Origin of the sequence: Amycolatopsis sp. NBC_00355 (assembly GCF_036104975.1) — a bacterium.
Classification (GTDB): Bacteria; Actinomycetota; Actinomycetes; order Mycobacteriales; family Pseudonocardiaceae; genus Amycolatopsis.
The window spans coordinates 5671099-5689955 of sequence record NZ_CP107982.1 but is presented as its reverse complement, the minus strand read 5'-3'; the positions used below and the strand labels follow the sequence as shown (position 1 = coordinate 5689955).

The following is an 18857-nucleotide window of genomic DNA, read 5'->3' as shown; positions in this document are numbered from 1 at the left end:
ATGGGCTACCGTGTCCGCATGGAACGCATCAACCCGCCGGAGCTGGGCAAGCCCTCCGGGTTTTCGCACGCGGTGGTCGCCGAGGGCCGGGTCGTCTTCCTCGCCGGGCAGACCGCGCTGGACGCGTCGAACAAGATCGTGGGCGACGGCGTCGTCGGGCAGTTCGAACGCGCGCTCGGCAACCTGCTGACGTCGCTGCGCGCGGCCGGCGGTGAACCCGCGGACCTCTGCAGCGTGACGATCTACATCGTCGACATGGCCGACTACCGGGCGCACGCGCGCGAGATCGGCGCGGTGTGGCGGCGGCTCGCGGGCACCGAGTACCCGGCGATGGCCGGCATCGGCGTCGACCGGCTCTGGGACGAAGAAGCCCTGGTCGAAGTCCAAGGCTTCGCGGTCGTGAGTGTTTAGGGCGGTTAGAACCGCCCTAAACACTCACGACAAGGTGCGGCAGCGGACTCAGCCGAGGTTGATCGCCTTCGAGACGTACGCGCGGGCCGGGTCCTCCAGCCGGGCGTGCAGCTCGAAGAACAGCTCGGCCGCGCGGATGCCCGACCAGTCGCGCGGCAGGAACTCCGCGGGCAGGCCGGGGTCGAGGTAGGGCATCCGCCGCCAGCCGGTGAGCACCCGGACGTAGTCGCCGAAGGCCTCTTCGTCGGCGACGGTCTTGCGCCGCTGCCAGCGGCGCAACGCCGGGCCGTGCTCGTCGAGGAACGTCGTGTACAGCTCGTCGAGCCGGTCGAGGTCCCACCAGTCACGGACCTTCGCGGCGACGTCGCCGAAGGCCAGGTGATCGGCCCGGAACAGGTCGGCGTACCCCGCGAGACCGAGGCGGGTCAGGGCTTCGGCCGTGACGTCGTGCAGGTGCGCCGGCGCGATCCAGACGCCCGAGGCGGCGGTGCCGAAGCCCATCCGGGCGAGCTGGGTGCGCAGCAGGTGGCGCTTGTGCCGCTCGGTCTCCGGCACCGAGAACACCGCGAGCAGCCAGCCGTCGGCCGGGGTCGCGCGCTCGCGGCGGAAGATCCGCTCGTCACCTTCGCGCAGGATCCCGCGCGCGTCGTCGGACAGTTCGTAACCCGCGGTGGCGTTGCGGCGTACGGCCTCGAGGATCCCGCGTCGCTTCAACCGGGAGATCGACGAGCGCACGGCGGGCTCGTCGACCCCGACGGCGGCCAGCAGATCGATCAGCGACGCGACCGAAAGCCAGCCGCCTTCGGTGCGCGAATAGAGGCCGTACACCGTCACGATGAGCTGGCGAGGCTGGGCCGCACGGCCGGAGCCGTCCAGTTCGGTCGCCTCGGGTACGGCCGTCATCCGGCCACAATAACAACCGGCCGCGGACCACTCCGCTACGATTTCGCCGCGATGCTGCCAGCCACCAAGGGGATCTTCGACCGGCTCACCCGGCGCGGCCGCCTGATGTCCAAGCGGACCTGCGACCGGCAGGGCCACGTGGTGCGCACCGGGCGCTTCCTGTTCCGGACGCCCACCGCGTGGGAGTACGCCGCCGCCGTCGCCTGCGGCAGTGATCCGGCCGCGCAGCGCTGGCTCGGCTGGCAGCGCGACTCCATCGTCGCCCGGGGCGCCCGGGCGGACGCGCTGCGCGTCGTGCCCGGCACCGGGCCGGACTGGGTGTCGCCCGATCCGCAGTCGATCGACCTGGTGATGATCGACCTCGAGGCCGGCCGGTGCGTCGGGCTGGTCAGCGTGCACACCGGCGAGGACGGCGGCCCGGAGACCGGCGGCTACCTCGCGCCGGACTACCGCGGCCGCGGGATCGGCCGGGTCCTCTTCGCCACGGGGCTGGTGCTGGCGCACGACCACCTCGGCCTGCCGCGGGTGCGGGCCGGCGCCGAGGTCGGCAACGTCGCGAGCGCGCGGTCCCTGCAGGCCGCCGGGCTCGCCCGCGTCGCCGGGCCCCCGACCTACCGGCTGCCCGACGGCCGCGTCACCGAGGCGTGGTGGTTCGAGCACGCCGTCCCGCGGGTGACGCGCTGCGCCGGCCCGCAGGCGACGTGGTTCCGGGCGACGTCGGTGCTCTGAACCCGTCTTGCTCCGAAACTTCGGCGGGCGCCGACGTTTCCCGCACCTACGGTCGGCGCATGACCCAGCTGACCGCCCCGGTACCACCCGTTCCCGCCGACGTCCCGCCCGGCGGAGTCGCCTGGCTGCGCGCGACCGTCGCCCGCTTCAGCAACGGCGCCGACCACGTCCGGCGGCGTGCCCTCGCCGTGTCGTTGCTCGCCGAGATCGACGAGAACGCTGTGCAGGACAAGGCTTTCGCGTGGACTCAGCGGATCCTCTCGGAAGTCGAAGACGTCGATGTGATGGCCGTGCTCGCCCGGCCGGTGCCGGTCGGGGTGCTCGCGGAAGCGCTGGGGCTGCCCGACGTCTCGGCGGAGGTGGCGTTGGTCGCGGCCGCGTACCACCCGCACGTCACGCCGTCGGAGGCGGCGGAAGCGGCGATGGGACGGCTGATCGGGGCGTGCGGCGGAGTCACCGAACTCGCGGCCGCGCGGATCGGCGTGCTCGTCCAGGCCTGCGACGCCACCGCCGGCCTGATCGGGAACGCGCTTTCCGCGTCACTGGCCGGAAAACCGGGCGAGCTCCTGGCCGACCCGCCGGTGTTGCGGACGCGTCGCCGCGTCGACGGCGAAGACGTCACGGTCGAATTGACCGGGACGCCGTTCGGCGCCGGGCCGCGCGAATGCCCGGGTTCGGCGCACGCGATCGCGCTCGCCACCGGGGTTCTCCAGGCGCTGCGCGGTTTTCGCCTGACAGAAGCGGAAACGGCGTGGGTGTCGTCGCCGAATCTCCGGATGCCTTCGGTGCTGCGGGTGACCCGCGGGAGTTCTGCCGGCGGCCTCTGCTAGAACTACCGCGTTCATTTGTCTGGGGGAAGGCCGGAAATTGCTGTACATGGATGGGCTGCTCGGCTTCGTCACGCTCGGATTGTGGATCTTCTGCTTGGTCGACGTGATCACGACGGACGAGTCGTCGTGCCGCAACCTGCCGAAGATGCTGTGGCTGCTGCTTGTGCTGCTGGTGCCGCTGGTCGGTTCGATCGTCTGGCTGGTCGCGGGCCGGCCGCAGCAGGTCGCGCGTGCCGGTGGCCGCTACGAGCGCAACGCGCCGGCGTTCCCGGAGTACGACCGGCCGGGCCGGTTCGCGGCGGGGAGCCCGGACGACGACGAAGAGTTCCTCCGCAAGTGCCGTGAGCGCGCCGAAGCGCAGCGGAAGCTGGCCCGTGAGAAGGGCACCGAGGCCTGAGCCCGAACGCCCCATCGGGGAGCTAGCAGGCAGGGCCTTCGCAGGAGCCGCGTTCGTAGGCCTCCAGCGTCGAGATCACCAGCTGCCGCTCGGCCGGCGTCAACGGCGCCAGCGCGTCGCTCCACGCCCTCGCGCCGCGGGCCAGCCAGGCGTCGACGGCCGGGCGTTTGCCCGGCTGGATGCTGACGATCGTGCGGCGGCGGTCGGCGGGGTCTTCGTCGCGGTTCAGCACGCCCTGGCGGCTGAGGTCGCCGACCATCAGGCTCGCCGTCGTCGGCGCCACCTGGAGGCGGGTGGCCAGCTCGGTCACCGTCATCGGGCCGTCGAACAGCAGGTACGACAGCAGCGAGAGGTGCCGCGGCGCCAGCGTGCAGCCGTTGAGCTCGTCGGGGACCGGAGTGCGCTTCGCCCGGCCGACGAGGCGGGGCATGAGCAGCAGGAGCTGCCGCACGCCGTCCTCGACACTCGGCCCGGCTTCCGTTGACACCGCACTCCTCCCGTCGGTAGCTTTGTTTGCAAAACAAACGCTTCGATCGCTCCCGAGCCTACCTCGGGGTACCGATCGAGCGTACCGGCAAGAAACAGGGGTTGAGATGACGTCCGAGGTTCCCGGGTTGACCGAGGTTCGCGAGATGAACAAGGGGGTCACCGAGGAGTTCCGCGCGAACGCGGGTGTCGTCGGCGGCATGTTCGAGGGCAAGAACGTGCTGCTGCTCACGACGATCGGCGCGAAGAGCGGCGAAGAGCGCCTCTCGCCGCTGGTCTACACCCGCGACGGCGACCGCCTGGTGATCGCCGCGTCCATGGGCGGCGCGCCGAAGAACCCGGCGTGGTTCCACAACCTGGTCGCGAACCCCAAGGTCACGGTCGAGGTCGGCACCGAGAAGTTCGAGGCGACGGCCACGGTGATCGCCGACCGCGCCGAGCGTGACCGCCTGTACGCGGGCATGGTCGCGCACGCCGAGGGCTTCGCCGACTACGAGAAGAAGACCGACCGGATCATCCCGATCGTGGTCCTGGAGCGCTGACCACCGGTCGTGAGTGTTCAGGGCGGTTAGAACCGCCCTGAACACTCACGACAAGCCGCGGCAGACCGGCCGGGCCGCGGGGTCAGGAAACCGACGTCGTCGCGGGGGCGGGTTCGACGCGGGGCTCGGCGGGCGGCTGTCCGGCAGCCTCCCGCTCCTCGCGCCGGGCTTCCTTGCGGGTGATGATCCGCTTGCCGACGTCGATCATGGGCTTCTCGACCCAGCGGTGGATCAGGTCGGCGATCGCCAGGCCGACCAGGAACACCGTCACCGCCGTGACCGTGCGGTTCACCACGAGCCCCGGCACCGCCTGGACGACGACGAAGTGCACCGGACCCTGCAGCAGGTAGAGCGAGTACGACCGCTCGCCGACGAAGCGCATCGGGGCCGTGCCGAGCAGCCAGCGCAGCGGGCCCGGGCTGACCAGGACGATCAGCAGCAGCATCGTCAGCACCGTGTACCCCACGAGCAGCAGCAGGTTCTGCCCCGACTCGTTCCACAGGGTGTCGAGGTTCGTGTGCAGCAGCCCGAACGCGGCGACGATCGGGATCGCGGCCAGCGGGTGCGTCAGCGGCTTCAGCAGCGTGTACCCGCGGCGGTAGTGCAGCAGGATCGCCAGCAGGCAGCCGCTGGCCAGGATGAAGTAGTGGATGGTCGAGGTGTAGATCGCGGTCTTCGACGTGCCCAGCACCCAGCCGCCGGTGGTCAGCGGCACCAGCGCCAGCAGCGCGCCCATCGCCGCGCCGACCAGCAGGAACTTGCGCTTGGCCGCGCCGATCCCGATCGCGACCAGCAGGAACGGCCAGACCAGGTAGAACTTCTCCTCGATGCCCAGCGTCCACGAGCCGCTGAAGAAGTTGTCGGCGCCGTTGCCGCCCGAACCGGGGAAGAACTCGTTGAGGAACGTCAGGTAGTACTTCAGCGCGTGCGGGAAATCGCGGCTGAGGAACTCGGCGCGCAGGAGCACGAACGCGACGATGCCGCCGAGGATCACCAGGTACGGCGGCAGGATCCGGAAGACCCGCCGGATGTAGAAGTTCGACAGCGAGATCCGGCCGGTGCGGTCCTGCTCGCGCAGCAGCAGCGTCGTGATCAGGAAGCCGGACAGCACGAAGAAGATGTAGACGCCGACCCAGCCCGACAGCCAGCCCCAGTTCGGGCCGCCGAAGTGGAAGAAGATGACCATCGTCGCGGCCAGCGCGCGCAGGCCGTCGAGCCCGGGGAAGCGCCGGCTGCCGAGGTAGTCCTCATGGCTCATCGTGCGCAAGACGTTCCCCCATCGGTGTGACAGTCGGGGGCGAGTATAGGGCGTGGCTACGGCCGCCCCGGCCGTGTGGGGCGGGGCAAGCGCGTCCGGGCGAACGCGATCAGGGCGCGGGCCGCCGGTCCGATCGGGCCCTGATCGCGCCAGGCCAGCGCGAGTACGCCGCGCAGCCGCGGCCGGACGATGTCGATCACCCGCACGTCACCTTCGTGGTAGCGGGCCAGGGATTCCGGCACCACCGCCACGCCGAGGCCGCGCACCGCCAGCTGCACCAGCACGTTCGGGTCGGCCGCCTCGAACGCGATCCGCGGGGTCAGCCCTTCGGCCGCGAACGCCCGGTCCAGCGCCGTGCGCAGGCCGGTGCCTTTCGGCAGGGCCATCAACGGCGGCCCGGCCAGGTCGGCCAGCGCGACTTCCGCGCGGTCGGCCAGCGGCCCGGACGGCGCCGTGACGGCCAGGAACGGCTCGTCGATCAGCACCTGCGTCGTGATGCCCGGCGGCGGCTCCGCCGCGAGACCGACCACGGCCAGGTCGAGCCGGCCCTCCTGCAGCGCCGTCAGCATCGTGTCGGAGTTGGGCCTCGGCCAGCGTGATCTCCACCGCCGGGTACCGCTCGTGGAAGCCGGCCAGCAGGTCCGGCAGCCCGACCGGCCCCGCCGACGTCACGGCGCCGAGCGCGACCTGGCCGCGGACCAGCCCGGCCAGCTCGTCGACGGCCTCGTGCACGCCCCGCACCGCCGCGAGCGCGGCCCGGGCGTGGGGCAGCGCGGCCGCGCCGACGTCGGTGAGCCGCACCGTGCGGCCGGAGCGGTCCAGCAGCTCCTGCCCCAGCTCCCGCTCGAGGCGCCGGATCTGGGCGCTCACCCCGGGCTGGGCGACGTGCAGCCGCTCCGCCGCGCGCGTGAAGTTGCCTTCCTCCGCGACGGCGACGAAGTACGCGAGCTGGTGCAGTTCCATAAGCACTGATTCTAGCCGGGATAAAAGCCAGATCTTGGACTTCTGATCGTCGCGGGCCGAAGGTGGAGGGAGCACCGAAGGAGGAGTTCACGATGGACGTCACCCCGCTCACCGGCCAGGTCTTCCGGCCCGGTCAGGACGGCTACGACGACGAGGTCGCCGGCTTCCAGCTCGCCGTCGCCACCGCGCCCGCCGTGGTCGTCGGCGCCGAGACGGCCGACGACGTCGTCACCGCCGTCCGGTTCGCCGCCGCCCACGGCCTGCGCGTCTCCGTGCAGGCCACCGGCCACGGCCTGACCGCGGGTACCGAAGGACTGCTGATCAGCACCCGCCGGCTGGCCGGCGTCGAGATCGACGCCGAGGCCGGCACCGCCCGCGTCGAGGCCGGGGTCCGCTGGGGCGCGGTGCTCGAAGCCGCCGCGAAGCACGGGCTCGCCCCGCTCAGCGGCTCGTCGCCGGACGTCGGCGTCGTCGGCTACACGCTCAGCGGCGGCTTCGGGCTGATGGCCCGGAAGTACGGCCGCGCCGCCGACCACGTGAGCGCGATCGACGTCGTGACCGCCGACGGCTCGCTTCGGCACGTCGAGGCGGGTTCGGACCTGTTCTGGGCGCTGCGCGGCGGCCGGGCGGACTTCGGCATCGTCACCGCGCTGGAAGTGGACCTGGTTCCGGTCACCGAGCTGTACGGCGGTGGCCTCTACTTCGACACGGCGGACATCCCCGCCGTGCTGCGGGCCTGGCGCACGTGGGCGTCGAGCGCACCCGACACGCTCACGACGTCGCTCGCCATGATCCCGTACCCCGACCTGCCGATGGTGCCGGAACCCTTGCGCGGCAAGCACATCGCGCACGTCCGGGTCGCCTACCTCGGCGACGGCGGGGACGACCTCGTCGCGCCGCTGCGGGCCGCGGCGCCGGCGCTGATGGACACGCTGAAGCGGATGCCGTTCAGCGAGTCCGGCTCGATCGCGGCCGAGCCGCCGCACCCGCACGGCTACCACGGCACCAACACGACGGTCACCCAGCTCAACGACGCCATGCTCGACGCGATCGTCGAACACGCCGGCCCCGGCGCGGAGGTCGGCACGGTGCTGATCGTCGACCGGCTGGGCGGCGCGCTCACCCGGCCGCCGGAGGTGCCGGGGGTCGGCTGGGACAGGCAGGCGGAGTTCGTCGTCCGGGCGCTTTCGGTGGTCGAGGCCGGGATCGAGCCCGTCCGCAAGGCGCACGCGAAGCTGTTCGACGCGCTGACACCGTGGTCGAGCGGGCGGCTGCTGCCGTTCGTGTACGGCGAGCACGACCCGGCGGAGGTCGCCGAGAGCGTCTACCCGGCGGATGACCTGCGGCGGTTGCGGGAGCTGAAGCGCGAGTACGACCCGAAGGCCACCTTCGGTTCTTGACACGACGTCAACAGCGGCGTTTCCTGAGGGCGGAACCCGCTCAGGCGAGGAGGCGTGCCCATGGCCGCGACCGCCCTCCGGGACGCCGTTCTCGGCGCCGGGCTGCTGGCCGCCAGCGCGAACGTGATCATGCAGCTGTCCCGGGCCCCCGTCGGGCACGGCGTGGTGGAGAGCAAGGTCGACAGCGGCAACCTCTTCCGGCACCCGGTGAAGCGGACGCGGACCACGCTCACCTATATCGCCGTCGCCACGATGGGCACCGACGCCGAGCGCGCGGCCTACCGCCGTGGCGTCGACCAGGCTCACGCGCAGGTCCACTCGGACCCGGACAGCCCGGTCGCCTACAACGCGTTCGACACCGATCTCCAGCTCTGGGTCGCCGCCTGCCTCTACAAGGGCTTCGAGGACGTCCACCTCGCGTTCCTCGGCGGCGCCCCGGAGCGCTTCTACCGCGAAGCCGCGGCGCTCGGCACGACGTTGCAGGTCCGGCCCGGGATGTGGCCGGAAGACCGCGACGCGTTCGAGGAGTACTGGACCCGGGGGCTCGCCGAGGTCGCCATCGACGACACCGTCCGCCGGTACCTCACCGACCTCGTCGACCTGCGGTTCCTGCACCCGGTCGCGGCCGCGCCCGGCCGGCGCTTCCACCGGTTCGTCACCACCGGCTTCCTGCCGCCGCGCTTCCGCGCCGAGATGCGCCTGAACTGGACCCCGGCCGATCAGCGCCGGTTCGACGCGCTCCTGCGCCGCGTCGGCGTGCTGGTCCGGCTGAGCCCCGGCCCGCTGCGGCGCTTCCCCTACAACCTCTGCCTCTGGGACCTGCGCCGCCGGCTGCGCACCGGGCGTCCGCCGGTCTGAATCGCCCCGTTACAGTGTCGGGTCGACACCGGCCACCCGAGGGGATTCCATGACGGCGATCGAGGCGGACGTCGAACCGCCGGTGACCGCGCCGGCCCGCCGCGGCCCGCTGATCGCCGTTTCGGTGCTCCTGGCGGCTCTTTTCCTCGTCGGCGCCTGGGCGGCCTGGTTCCTCACGATCGACGACGCCTTCATCAGCTTCCGCTACTCGGCGAACTTCGCGGCCGGGCACGGCCCGGTGTGGAACGTCGACGGCCCGCGCGTCGAGGGCTTCACGAACTTCGCCTGGGTCGTCTGGTCCGGGCTCGGCGCGTGGCTCGGGCTGGCGCTGCCGCTGTTCACCAAGGTGACGTCGCTGCTGCTCGGCCTGGGCACGCTGTACCTGCTCATCCGCGAAGGCCACCGCCGCGCGGGCCTCACCGGCGTGCTGGTCGGCGCGGGCGCGTACGTCGTGTTCCTCCCGACCTACTTCCACATCACGGCCGGCCTCGAGACGGCCGCGTTCGCCGCGGTGCTGCTGCGCGTCGTCGTGCTCGGCCTGCGGGTACTGGCGAACGAACGCGTGCGCGTCTGGGAGCCGCCGGTCCTGCTGCTCCTGCTCGGCATGCTCCGGCCCGAAGGCGTGCTGGCCGCGCTGCCGGTCTTCCTGCTGTGGTTCTGGCGCGAACGCGGGGCCGCGCGCTGGTGGTGGAGCGGCGGCGCGGTCGTCGTCGGCGCCGCGTACTTCGTGTGGCGCTGGCGGTTCTACGGCCAGCTGCTGCCGAACACCTTCTACGTCAAGTTCGGCAACCTCGACTCCGGCTGGATCTGGACCAAGCACACGACGTTGCTGCTGCTCCCGCTCCTGCTGCTGACGCTCTCGCTGCTGCTCCGCAAGGCGACGCGCGCGATCGGCGCGCTGCTCGTGGTGACCGTCGCGGTCACGTACGTGACGTACGCGGTGTCCGGGCCGACCATGGACTACCTCGACCGCTTCGCCGACCACGCGATCCCCGTGCTCTGCCTGGGTGCCGGGATCGCCGCCGGGACGCTGGCGCCGCGGGTCGTCGGCGCCCTGCTCGGGCTGGTGGCCGTCGGCTGGTCGGCCGTCGCCGGCGCGAGCGCGCCCGACCTCGGCGTGATCGCGAACTACGGCCCCGACCTGCAACGCGCGCACATCGCGATCGGCAAGGGCCTGGCCGAGGCCGACGTCCCGGCGCCGGCCCGCAGCCTCGCCGTCACCGACGCGGGCGCGATCCCGTACTACAGCGGCTGGCAGTCGATCGACTACATCGGCCTCAACGACCCGAAGATCTCCCGTGGCGCGGACCCGACGCAGGTCGTCATGCAGGCGCACCCGACGGTCATCGTGGTGACCGCGAACGGCCCGGAGCCCGAGGGCAAGCGCTACGGCTTCGACTTCCCGCGGGCGACCGTGGGCTACCAGAAGGTCGCGGCCGTCGAGATGCGCGCGGGTTACTGGCAGGACGTCTACGCGCTGCCGCAGTACGCGGACACGATCGGCGAGCACGTCCGGCGGCAGGCCGACACGGCCGGGCAGGCCAACGACCCGGGCCGGCCGGAGGACACCGTCGACCGCTGGCTGGACCGGCTGCGCTCGCAGCTGCCGTTCTGAAGAAGGCTCGCAGCGAGTTGACCGCTTCGCGCGCGGGCGCGAAGGTGGGCCGATGAGCAGCGATGAGCTCCGTCACGGCGTCAAGTTGAGCAGTCTCGACCAGGAGGTCTTCCCCGGCGCGGGGGCCACCAAGCGCGAGATGCTGGACTACCTCGAAGCGGTCGCCGACCGGATGCTGCCGGAGCTGCGCGACCGGCCGCTGTCGGTGGTGCGGGTGCTGCGCGGCCAGGGGCCGTTCATGCAGAAGAACCTGCCGAAGTACACGCCGGACTGGGTCGAGCGGATGCCGCTGTGGGCCGACCGCTCGCGCCGCGAAGTCATCTACGCGCTGGGCAACGACCTGCGCACGCTGATCTGGTTCGGCAACCAGCGGGCGATCGAGTACCACGTGACGCTCTTCCGCGGCGAGCCCACGACCGGGCCGACGCACCTGGTCCTCGACCTCGACCCGCCGGAGGAAGGCCCGTTCACGCTGGCGATCGACGCCGCGAAGCTGGTGCGCGAGGCACTGCAGGCCGACGGCCTCGACGGCGCCGTCAAGACCAGTGGTTCGAAGGGCCTGCACGTCTTCATCCCGCTCGCCCCGGGCCAGTCGACCGAGGACATCGCGGCGGCCACCCGCGCGGTCGCGGCCCGCGCCGAGCGCATCGACCCGGCCCGCGGCACGACGGAGTTCGTCAAGGAACGCCGTGAGGGCAAGGTCTTCCTGGACTCGACCCGCTCCGGCGGCGGCACGGTCGTCTGCGTCTACAGCCCCCGCAACCGCCCGGGCGCGCCGGTGTCGTTCCCGGTCCGCTGGGCCGACCTGGACGGGGTCAAGCCGTCGGACTTCACGGTGCACACGGCGCCGGGTCTTCTGGCCGACGGCGACCCGTGGACCGAGGAGATGCCGGAGCCGTTCGTGCTGCCGGCGGATCTGGTCGAGGAGGGCCACACGATCCCGATCGCCCGGGTGGCCGCGATGCACGAGGGCAAACGCCGCGCCAAGGCCGCCCGCGAGTCCGGCTGAAGTTCCAGGGTTCCGTCCAAGTCCGTGAAGGCCTCCTTGAGGGACTCAGAGTCCCTCAAGGAGGCCTTCACGGACTTGGAGCCGGGGCTAAGCGGCCTGGTTGTGGGCCGGTGCGGCCGTGCCGTGGGCAAGGCGGCGGGTCAGGACCACGATTGCGGCCGGGCGGGCTGCCGGGACGCGGTGCCGGGCCAGCCAGACGACGTCGCGGCCGAAGGACCAGACCAGCGACGCCAGCGCGACGGCCACCGCGGCGAAGGTCCACGCCACCGGCAGGATTTCCGACACCGCCACCACCAGGACCACGCCCTGGACCGCGGCCACCGTCTTGCGCGCCATGCTCGGGTAGAGCGGCGCGGTCAGCCACGGCATCGCCCACGAAGCCGCGACGAACGCGTAGCGCATCAGGCCGATCGCCAGCACCCACAGGCCGAGCTTCTCCGACACCTGGACGCACAGCAGCAGGATCAGGAACGCGTCGACCTCCATGTCGAAGCGTGCGCCGAACTCGGACGACGTGCCGGTGCGGCGGGCGACCTGGCCGTCGACGCCGTCCAGCGCCAGGGCGACGGCGATGAGCGCGACCAGCCACGCGATCGGCTGGTGGGCGTCCGCGATCAGCTCCGCGGCGCAGCCGACCAGCGTCGCCCGGGCGAACGTGATCCAGTCCGCCGGGCCGAAGCCGCCACGGCCGGTGCGTCGCAGGCCCCAGCCCGTCAGCAGCACCAGCGCGACGCCGAACACGAGCCCGGTCGCCCAGGCGATCGGCGCGAGGCCACCGGCGACGGCCCCGGCGGCGAGCACCCACGCCGGCACCGCCGCGCGTAGGAGAAGTCCCTGCTTGATCATCGTCCGCTCCGAGAAATGCTCATAGGGTGGCGGCGACACCAGCCTCCGGCCGCCTGCTAGGAGAAACACGTGGAACGCGCTTTCTGGGTTCAAAAGCCGGACGAGGGCGAGATCCGGTCCGTGACACTGCGCGACCCCGGACCGGACGAAGTCCTTGTGCGCACGCTGTATTCGGGCGTCTCGCGCGGCACCGAAACCCTCGTGTTCCGCGGTGGCGTCCCGGCGAGCCAGTACGACGTCATGCGCGCGCCGTTCCAGGAGGGCGACTTCCCCGGCCCGGTCAAGTACGGCTACCTCAACGTCGGTGTCGTCGACCAAGGCCCGAGTGAGCTCCGGGGCAGGACCGTCTTCTGCCTCTACCCGCACCAGACCGCGTACGTCGTCCCGGCGAGCGCCGTGACCCTCGTGCCCGACGCCGTCCCGCCTGGCCGCGCGATCCTCGCCGGCACCGTCGAGACCGCGGTGAACGCCGTGTGGGACGCGCGGCCGCGGCTCGGCGACCGGATCGCCGTGATCGGCGCCGGGATGGTCGGCTCCAGCGTCGCGAAGCTCCTGTCCGGCTTCCCCGCGACGCGCGTGCAGCTCATCGACGTCGACCCGCGGCAGAAAGAGATCGCCGACGCACTCGGTGTCGACTTCTCGACGCCGGATGAAGCGCTGGGTGACTGCGACCTCGTCGTGCACGCGAGCGCGTCCGAGGCCGGTCTCGCGAAGGCGCTGGAGCTGCTCGCGCCGGAGGGCGAGGTCGTCGAGCTGTCCTGGTACGGCGACCGGAAGGTCAGCGTGCCGCTCGGCGAGAACTTCCACTCGCGGCGGCTGACGATCCGCAGCAGCCAGGTCGGCACGGTCGCGCGCCCGGATCGCGACTACGCGCAGCGGCTCGGCGTCGCTCTCGATCTCCTGGCCGATCCGGCGTTCGAGGCGCTGGTCAACGGCGAATGCGCGTTTGACGACCTGCCGTCGGTGTTACCCCGGTTGGCCACGAATGAACTTTCCGCCCGCTGCCTCCGTGTCATGTATCAGCCGCAGTAACCACGTCCACCCCGAACGCATCGGAGGTCTTGGTGTTCAGCATCACCGTCCGTGACCACGTGATGGTCGCCCACAGCTTCCGCGGGGAAGTCTTCGGACCCGCGCAACGCCTGCACGGCGCGACCTTCGTGGTGGATGCCACCTTCCGCCGCACCGACCTCGACGAGGACAACATCGTCGTCGACATCGGCAAGGCCACGGAAGAGCTCGGGGCGGTGCTGAGCGACCTGAACTACCGCAACCTCGACGACGAGCCGGTGTTCAAGGGCATCAACACCTCCACCGAGTACCTCGCGAAGGTCATCGCCGATCGCCTCGCCGACGCGGTCCACGCCGGACGCCTCGGCGAAGGCGCGCGCGGGCTCGAAGGCATCACCGTCTCGCTGAAGGAATCGCACGTCGCCTGGGCGAGTTACGAGCGTGCGCTGTGAGCGGCCTCTACGTGATCCTGCCCGGCGACGTCGACGACGTGACCGTCCCGAGCGGCGGCAACGTCTACGACCGCCGGCTGTGCGACGGCCTCGCCGCGGCCGGCCTCGAGGTGCACGAGATCGCCGTCAGCGGGTCCTGGCCGCGCCCGGACACCGAGGCCCGCGCGGTCCTCGGCCACCTGCTCTCCGCGTTGCCCGCCGGGTCCGCCGTGCTGCTCGACGGCCTGGTCGCGTGCGGGGTGCCCGAGGTGATCGTCCCGCAGGCGCGCCGGTTGTCGCTGTCGGTCCTGGTGCACCTGCCGCTGGCCGACGAGACCGGCCTGCCGCCCGCGCTCGCCGCCGAGCTGGACGCGCTGGAGCGCGAGACGCTGCACGCCGCGAGCTCGGTGATCGCGACCAGCGAGTGGGCCGCGCGGCGGCTGATCCGCCACCACGGCCTGGCGCCGCACCGCGTCCACGCCGTGACGCCCGGGGTCGACCCGGCGCCGCTGTCGATCGGCACCGACGGGATGTCGCGGCTGGTCTGCGTGGCCAACGTGACCCCGCGCAAGGGCCAGGGTGTGCTCGCCCAGGCTCTCGAGACCGTCGCCGACCTGCGCTGGACCTGCGAATGTGTCGGCGGGATCCGCCGCGAGACCAAGTACGTCGAGCGCCTGCGCGAGCACCGCCTCGGCGCCCGCTTCACCCTCACCGGTCCGCGGTCCGGTCAAGCGCTCGCCGCGACCTACCACACCGCCGACCTGCTGGTCCTGCCTTCGCGCGCCGAGACGTTCGGCATGGTCGTCACCGAAGCCCTCGCTCACGGCGTGCCGGTGCTGACCACCGACGTCGACGCGCTGCCGGACACCGTCGGTGTCGCGCCGGACGGCTCGGTGCCCGGGATGCTCGTGCCGGGTGACGACGTCGACGCGCTCGGAGCCGCGTTGCGGCGCTGGCTGACCGACGCCGAGCTCCGCAAGCGCTTGCGCACCTCGGCGGCGCTGCGGCGCGAGACGCTGACCAGCTGGGACGACACCGCGCGCCGGATCGCCGAGGTGCTGCAGCGGCAGGAGGCGGCGGCATGAGCGAGCTTGCGAGTGAATCATGCGACACGAGTGCCTACTCGCCCGAGTGGCTGAGCCTGCGGGAACCCGCCGACGCGGCGGCCCGCGCGCCCCAGCTGCTCGAACCGCTCCGGGAGTTCCTGCCGGACGACGAAGAGGTCGTCATCCGCGACCTCGGCTGCGGCACCGGCTCGCTCGGCCGCTGGCTGGCCGCGCGGCTGCCCGGCACCCAGCACTGGATCCTGCACGACCACGACACCGCCCTGCTGGCCCACGCCCGGGCGGGCCTGCCGCGGACCGCGCTCGACGGCAGCCCCGTCGACGTCGTCACCGAACAGCGCGACGTCACGGCGCTGCGCGCGCCGGACCTCGACGGGACGTCGCTGGTCACCGCGTCCGCGCTGCTCGACCTGCTGACCAAGGACGAGGTCACCGCGCTGGCCGGCGCCATCGTCGGGGCCGGCTGCGCGGCGCTGCTGATGCTCTCGGTGGACGGCCGCGTCGAGCTGTCGCCCGCCGACCCGCTCGACGACGAGATCGCCGCCGCGTTCAACGCCCACCAGCGCCGGATCACCGGAGGCCGCCGCCTGCTCGGCCCGGCCGCCCTGGACGTCGCCGCGACCGCGTTCGGCCGGCTCGGCGCGACCGTGCTCCGCGCGGAAAGCGCTTGGCGCCTCGGACCCGACCAGGCCGAACTGCAGCGCCAGTGGCTGCGCGGCTGGGTGGGCGCCGCCGTCGAGCAGGTCCCGGACCTGCTCCCGGCCGCCGACGTCTACCTGCAGCGCCGGCTCGAGATGGCACAGTCCCACGAGCTGCACGCGGTGATCCACCACGGCGACCTGCTGGTCCTGCCGCCGAGCCTGGAGGTGGCGGCGTGAAGCGCGCGCTCGCCTGGCTGCGCATCCTCGGCGCCGTCGGCATCCTCGCGGTGCTCGTCTGGCAGCTCGGCAGCGACGCCTTCCTCGACGGCCTCGGCCGGATCGACACCGTCGGCGTGTTGGCCGCGCTCGGCATCGGCTTCGCGACGACGCTGTTCAGCGCGGGCCGCTGGCAGATCGTCGCCACCCGGCTCGGCCTGCGGCTTTCCCTGCGCACCGCGGTCGGCGACTACTACCGCGCGCTGTTCCTCAACGGCGTGCTGCCCGCGGGCGTCCTCGGCGACGTCCACCGCGCGGTGCAGCACGGCCGCGAGTCCGGTGACGTGCCGCGCGGCGTGCGCGCCGTCGTCCTCGAACGCACGGCCGGGCAGGTCGTGCTGATCGGCTCCGCCGTCACCGTCGTGCTGGCCTGGCCGGGGGTCGTGCCGGGCGCGTTCCGCCAGGTCGTGACGCTCTGCGGGGTCGTCGTGGTGCTGCTCGCGGTCGCCGCGGTGGTGGTCGGCCGGGTGGCCGGCGGCCGCTGGATCCACAGCCCGTCGAAGGTGCGCCGCGGCTTCGCCGCCACCCTCGCCGACGTCCGCCTCGGCCTGCTGACCCGCGAGACGTGGCCCGCCGTGGGCCTCCTGTCGGTCGCGACGCTGGCCGGGCACCTGGCGTTGTTCGTCGTCGCCGCCCGCGTGGCCGGGGTGGCCGCGCCGGTCGGGCAGCTGCTGCCCCTGATGATCCTCGCGCTGCTCGCGATGGGTCTCCCGCTCAACGTCGGCGGCTTCGGGCCGCGAGAGGGCGTCTGCGCCCTGCTCTTCGGCGCGGCCGGTCTCGGGGCCGCCCAAGGTGTCACCGTCGCCGTCGTCTACGGCGTGCTCACGCTGGTCGCGAGCCTGCCCGGCGCCGGTGTCCTGCTCGTCCGGAGCGTCGCCGGGTTCCGCCTGGCCCGTGCTCCGCACGCCGGAACAGTCGTTCCCGCCCCGCGCACGGCGGCCGACGTTCCGGTCGAATCGGAGATGGGATTGAAGTCATGACCGCAAGCGAAGCCGTCGAAAACCTGCCGCACCGGGCCGTGGTCGAGCGGGTGGTCGACACCCGGCTCCCGACGCGGCACGGGACCTTCCGCGCGGTCGGCTACCTCGACCGGACCGGCACCGAGCAGGTCGCCCTGGTCCACGGGGACATCACCGAGCTCGGGACGCTCACCCGCGTCCACAGCGAGTGCCTGACCGGCGACGTCTTCGCCTCGACGCACTGCGAATGCGGCGACCAGCTCGCGGCGGCCCTGGACCGGATCGTCGAAGAGGGCGCCGGCGTGCTGATCTACGTCCAGGGGCACGAGGGACGCGGCATCGGCCTGCTGGCCAAGCTCAAGGCGATGCGCCTGCAGGACGAAGGCCTCGACACGGTCGACGCGAACGTGGCCCTCGGCCTGCCGATCGACGCCCGCGACTACCACTCGGCGGCCGGCATCCTGGCCGACCTGGGGGTCCGCTCGGTGCGGTTGCTGTCGAACAACCCGGAAAAGGCCAACCAGCTCACCCGCTACGGAATCCGGATCAGTGAGCTGGTTCCGCTGCTGGTTCCGCCGAATCCGGAGAGCCTCCGCTATCTCCGGACGAAGGCCGAGCGGATGGACCACCTGCTCCCGCACCTGTCAGGCGCCTAGCACCTCCAGGACGGCGGCGAAGCGCTGGACCAGCGTGTCCAGCACGACGTGTCCCTTCGCCGCGGTCGCCAGCGACGGACGGCCGACGACGCCCGACTCCGTGTACGCCCGCAGGCCCAGCGTCAGCAGGTGTTCGCGGTCGGTGACGTGGTCGGCCGTCTCGTAGCCGGGCCGGACCAGGTGCGGGTGGGCGTGCAGCAGGATCGACGTCTCCAGCTCGCCCGCGTGCATGTCGTCGTCCAGTGACGTCCGCAGGCCGGCCGCGGTGTGCGCGGCCTGCCAGTCCGCGACGCCGGGGAACAGCGCCATCCCGCCGGCGCTCTCTTGGACCACATTGGACAGTACGTAGTTGCCGCCGTGCCCGTTGACCAGCACGAGCCGGTCCACGCCGGACGCGCGGAGCGAATCCGCGACGTCGGTGACGACAGCGTGCAACGTCCGCGCGGAGACGCTGACCGTGCCGGGCCAGGCGGCGTGCTCGTGCGAGCAGGAGATCGGAAGCGGGGGCAGGTGCAGCACCGGGTACGCGCCGGCGACGGCCTGGGCCAGCGTCGCCGCGATCACCGTGTCTGTCACCAGCGGCAGGTGCGCGCCGTGCTGCTCGAAGCTGCCGACCGGCAGCACCGCGACCGCCGCCCGCCGCCGCTGCTCGTCGGCGGTGGTCGTGAGCGGGAACAGGTCGGTCATCGCGAGGCCCTTCTCTATGTTGGTGGCATGAGCGAGCATGCCGCACTCCTGGACGTCGCGCGCGAGGCCGTGGCGCGAGCGACCGCGATCATCCGGTCGCGCCCGAGTTTTTCCGTTTCCGCGAAAGGTGATCGTGACCTGGTGACCGACGTCGACACGGCGGTCGAGGACGCGCTGCGCGAGTTCCTCGCCGCCGAGACGCCGGAGATCGGCGTCCTCGGCGAGGAGCGCGGGCGCAGCGGTGACGACGGTGATCGCTGGTGGGCGCTCGACCCGATCGACGGGACCGCGAACTTCGCGCGCGGAATTCCACTGTGCGGGATTTCCCTGGCGCTGGTGGACGGCGCGCAGAGCGCGGTCGCGGCGATCACACTGCCGTACCTGGGCGTCACCTACACGGCCGCGGAAGGCGAAGGCGCCTTCGCGAACGGAGAGCGGGTCGGCGCGTCCACGGCGACGGAGATGTCGGACGCCATGATCGCCGTGGGTGACTTCGCGATCGGTGAACTCGCGGACGAGAAGAACCGCGCCCGGCTGTTGCTCCTTTCGGACCTGGGCGCGCGGGCGCAGAAGATCAGGATGTACGGCAGCGCGGCGATCGACCTGGCGTGGGTGGCGGACGGAAAGCTCGACGCAGCACTGATTCTGGCCAACAACCCGTGGGACACGATGGCCGGTGTGCTGCTGGTGCGCGAGGCCGGCGGCGCCGTCGTCGACCGCGACGGGAGCGAGCATTCGGTCGATTCCGCGGCCACGATCGCTGTCGGTGCCGGGCTGCGCAAGGAGATCGTGGACGCGCTTGATCGTGCCCATGGGGTTGTTCGTTAAGATTTCCGGGTACACGGTGGGCAGCGCCACGTACGTGATTGCACTGTCCGCGCAAGG

21 protein-coding genes and 1 pseudogene are annotated in these 18857 nt (G+C 72.2%); 16 read left to right on the top strand and 6 right to left on the bottom strand.

Annotated features, from left to right (window positions below):
* Window positions 1-18: 18 nt before the first annotated feature.
* Entirely contained in the window at window positions 19-411 is a 393-nt protein-coding gene (locus tag OHS18_RS25355; protein ID WP_328448520.1) for a RidA family protein, read from the top strand.
* A gap of 48 nt (window positions 412-459) precedes the next feature.
* Here OHS18_RS25355 and OHS18_RS25350 read toward each other — a convergent pair whose 3' ends face one another.
* Window positions 460-1314 (bottom strand): PaaX family transcriptional regulator, encoded by an 855-nt coding sequence (locus tag OHS18_RS25350; RefSeq protein WP_328448521.1) that lies wholly within the window; start codon window positions 1312-1314, stop codon window positions 460-462.
* A 51-nt stretch (window positions 1315-1365) separates the two neighbouring features.
* On the opposite strand from OHS18_RS25350, the gene OHS18_RS25345 reads away from it, so the two are divergent.
* From OHS18_RS25345 to OHS18_RS25335, 3 genes are read left to right on the top strand one after another with little or no spacing between them, the layout of a single operon-like run.
* Entirely contained in the window at window positions 1366-2043 is a 678-nt protein-coding gene (locus OHS18_RS25345; RefSeq protein WP_328612637.1) for a GNAT family N-acetyltransferase, read from the top strand.
* Between the two features lie 59 nt (window positions 2044-2102).
* Window positions 2103-2873, top strand: a complete 771-nt coding sequence (locus tag OHS18_RS25340) for a hypothetical protein (RefSeq protein WP_328612636.1) — start codon at window positions 2103-2105, stop codon at window positions 2871-2873.
* 37 nt (window positions 2874-2910) lie between these two features.
* A complete protein-coding gene (locus OHS18_RS25335) occupies window positions 2911-3270 on the top strand; it encodes a PLDc N-terminal domain-containing protein (protein WP_328448526.1) in 360 nt (119 codons plus the stop codon).
* A 22-nt stretch (window positions 3271-3292) separates the two neighbouring features.
* Here OHS18_RS25335 and OHS18_RS25330 read toward each other — a convergent pair whose 3' ends face one another.
* On the bottom strand, window positions 3293-3757 hold the full coding sequence (locus OHS18_RS25330) for a MarR family winged helix-turn-helix transcriptional regulator (RefSeq protein WP_328448528.1): 465 nt from the start codon (window positions 3755-3757) through the stop codon (window positions 3293-3295).
* A 145-nt stretch (window positions 3758-3902) separates the two neighbouring features.
* Here OHS18_RS25330 and OHS18_RS25325 point away from each other — a divergent pair, with 145 nt between their 5' ends.
* The gene (locus OHS18_RS25325; protein WP_328448530.1) at window positions 3903-4298 is read left to right on the top strand and encodes a nitroreductase family deazaflavin-dependent oxidoreductase; all 396 of its coding nucleotides are present in this window, start codon (window positions 3903-3905) and stop codon (window positions 4296-4298) included.
* An 82-nt stretch (window positions 4299-4380) separates the two neighbouring features.
* Here the strand turns inward: OHS18_RS25325 and OHS18_RS25320 are convergent, their stop codons facing one another.
* On the bottom strand, window positions 4381-5556 hold the full coding sequence (locus OHS18_RS25320) for an acyltransferase family protein (RefSeq protein ID WP_328612635.1): 1176 nt from the start codon (window positions 5554-5556) through the stop codon (window positions 4381-4383).
* Between the two features lie 56 nt (window positions 5557-5612).
* Window positions 5613-6519, bottom strand: a pseudogene (locus OHS18_RS25315) (LysR family transcriptional regulator).
* Between the two features lie 92 nt (window positions 6520-6611).
* Here OHS18_RS25315 and OHS18_RS25310 point away from each other — a divergent pair.
* From OHS18_RS25310 to ligD, 4 genes are read left to right on the top strand one after another with little or no spacing between them, the layout of a single operon-like run.
* Window positions 6612-7919 (top strand): FAD-binding oxidoreductase, encoded by a 1308-nt coding sequence (locus OHS18_RS25310; RefSeq protein ID WP_328612634.1) that lies wholly within the window; start codon window positions 6612-6614, stop codon window positions 7917-7919.
* Between the two features lie 60 nt (window positions 7920-7979).
* A complete protein-coding gene (locus OHS18_RS25305; protein ID WP_328612633.1) occupies window positions 7980-8777 on the top strand; it encodes an oxygenase MpaB family protein in 798 nt (265 codons plus the stop codon).
* A gap of 49 nt (window positions 8778-8826) precedes the next feature.
* Window positions 8827-10392 (top strand): hypothetical protein, encoded by a 1566-nt coding sequence (locus OHS18_RS25300; RefSeq protein ID WP_328448540.1) that lies wholly within the window; start codon window positions 8827-8829, stop codon window positions 10390-10392.
* A gap of 52 nt (window positions 10393-10444) precedes the next feature.
* Window positions 10445-11401 carry a non-homologous end-joining DNA ligase gene (gene ligD / locus OHS18_RS25295; RefSeq protein ID WP_328612632.1) on the top strand — a complete coding sequence of 319 codons (957 nt, stop codon included), beginning with the start codon at window positions 10445-10447 and terminating at the stop codon, window positions 11399-11401.
* 87 nt (window positions 11402-11488) lie between these two features.
* Here the strand turns inward: ligD and OHS18_RS25290 are convergent, their stop codons facing one another.
* The gene (locus tag OHS18_RS25290; RefSeq protein WP_328612631.1) at window positions 11489-12247 is read right to left on the bottom strand and encodes a CDP-alcohol phosphatidyltransferase family protein; all 759 of its coding nucleotides are present in this window, start codon (window positions 12245-12247) and stop codon (window positions 11489-11491) included.
* Window positions 12248-12316: 69 nt separating this feature from the next.
* On the opposite strand from OHS18_RS25290, the gene OHS18_RS25285 reads away from it, so the two are divergent.
* The 6 genes from OHS18_RS25285 to ribA are packed head-to-tail and all read left to right on the top strand — an operon-like array spanning window position 12317 to window position 17285.
* Window positions 12317-13279, top strand: coding sequence for a zinc-dependent alcohol dehydrogenase (locus OHS18_RS25285; RefSeq protein ID WP_328612630.1), 963 nt, complete (start codon window positions 12317-12319; stop codon window positions 13277-13279).
* A gap of 32 nt (window positions 13280-13311) precedes the next feature.
* On the top strand, window positions 13312-13710 hold the full coding sequence (locus OHS18_RS25280) for a 6-pyruvoyl trahydropterin synthase family protein (protein WP_328612629.1): 399 nt from the start codon (window positions 13312-13314) through the stop codon (window positions 13708-13710).
* Window positions 13707-14774 carry a glycosyltransferase family 4 protein gene (locus OHS18_RS25275; RefSeq protein WP_328612628.1) on the top strand — a complete coding sequence of 356 codons (1068 nt, stop codon included), beginning with the start codon at window positions 13707-13709 and terminating at the stop codon, window positions 14772-14774. The genes OHS18_RS25280 and OHS18_RS25275 overlap by 4 nt, the downstream gene beginning before the upstream one ends.
* Complete coding sequence (locus tag OHS18_RS25270; protein WP_328612627.1) at window positions 14771-15631, top strand: class I SAM-dependent methyltransferase; 861 nt, start codon at window positions 14771-14773, stop codon at window positions 15629-15631. The genes OHS18_RS25275 and OHS18_RS25270 overlap by 4 nt, the downstream gene beginning before the upstream one ends.
* Window positions 15628-16650, top strand: a complete 1023-nt coding sequence (locus OHS18_RS25265; protein ID WP_328612626.1) for a lysylphosphatidylglycerol synthase transmembrane domain-containing protein — start codon at window positions 15628-15630, stop codon at window positions 16648-16650. The genes OHS18_RS25270 and OHS18_RS25265 overlap by 4 nt, the downstream gene beginning before the upstream one ends.
* Window positions 16647-17285 (top strand): GTP cyclohydrolase II, encoded by a 639-nt coding sequence (gene ribA, locus OHS18_RS25260; RefSeq protein ID WP_328448555.1) that lies wholly within the window; start codon window positions 16647-16649, stop codon window positions 17283-17285. Before OHS18_RS25265 ends, ribA begins: the two co-directional genes overlap by 4 nt.
* Here ribA and OHS18_RS25255 read toward each other — a convergent pair.
* Window positions 17274-17972: a creatininase family protein gene (locus OHS18_RS25255; protein ID WP_328612625.1), complete on the bottom strand. Its 699-nt coding sequence runs from the start codon at window positions 17970-17972 to the stop codon at window positions 17274-17276. The genes ribA and OHS18_RS25255 overlap by 12 nt on opposite strands.
* A 27-nt stretch (window positions 17973-17999) precedes the next feature.
* Here OHS18_RS25255 and OHS18_RS25250 point away from each other — a divergent pair, with 27 nt between their 5' ends.
* Window positions 18000-18800, top strand: coding sequence for an inositol monophosphatase family protein (locus OHS18_RS25250; protein ID WP_328612624.1), 801 nt, complete (start codon window positions 18000-18002; stop codon window positions 18798-18800).
* Window positions 18801-18857 lie beyond the last annotated feature (57 nt).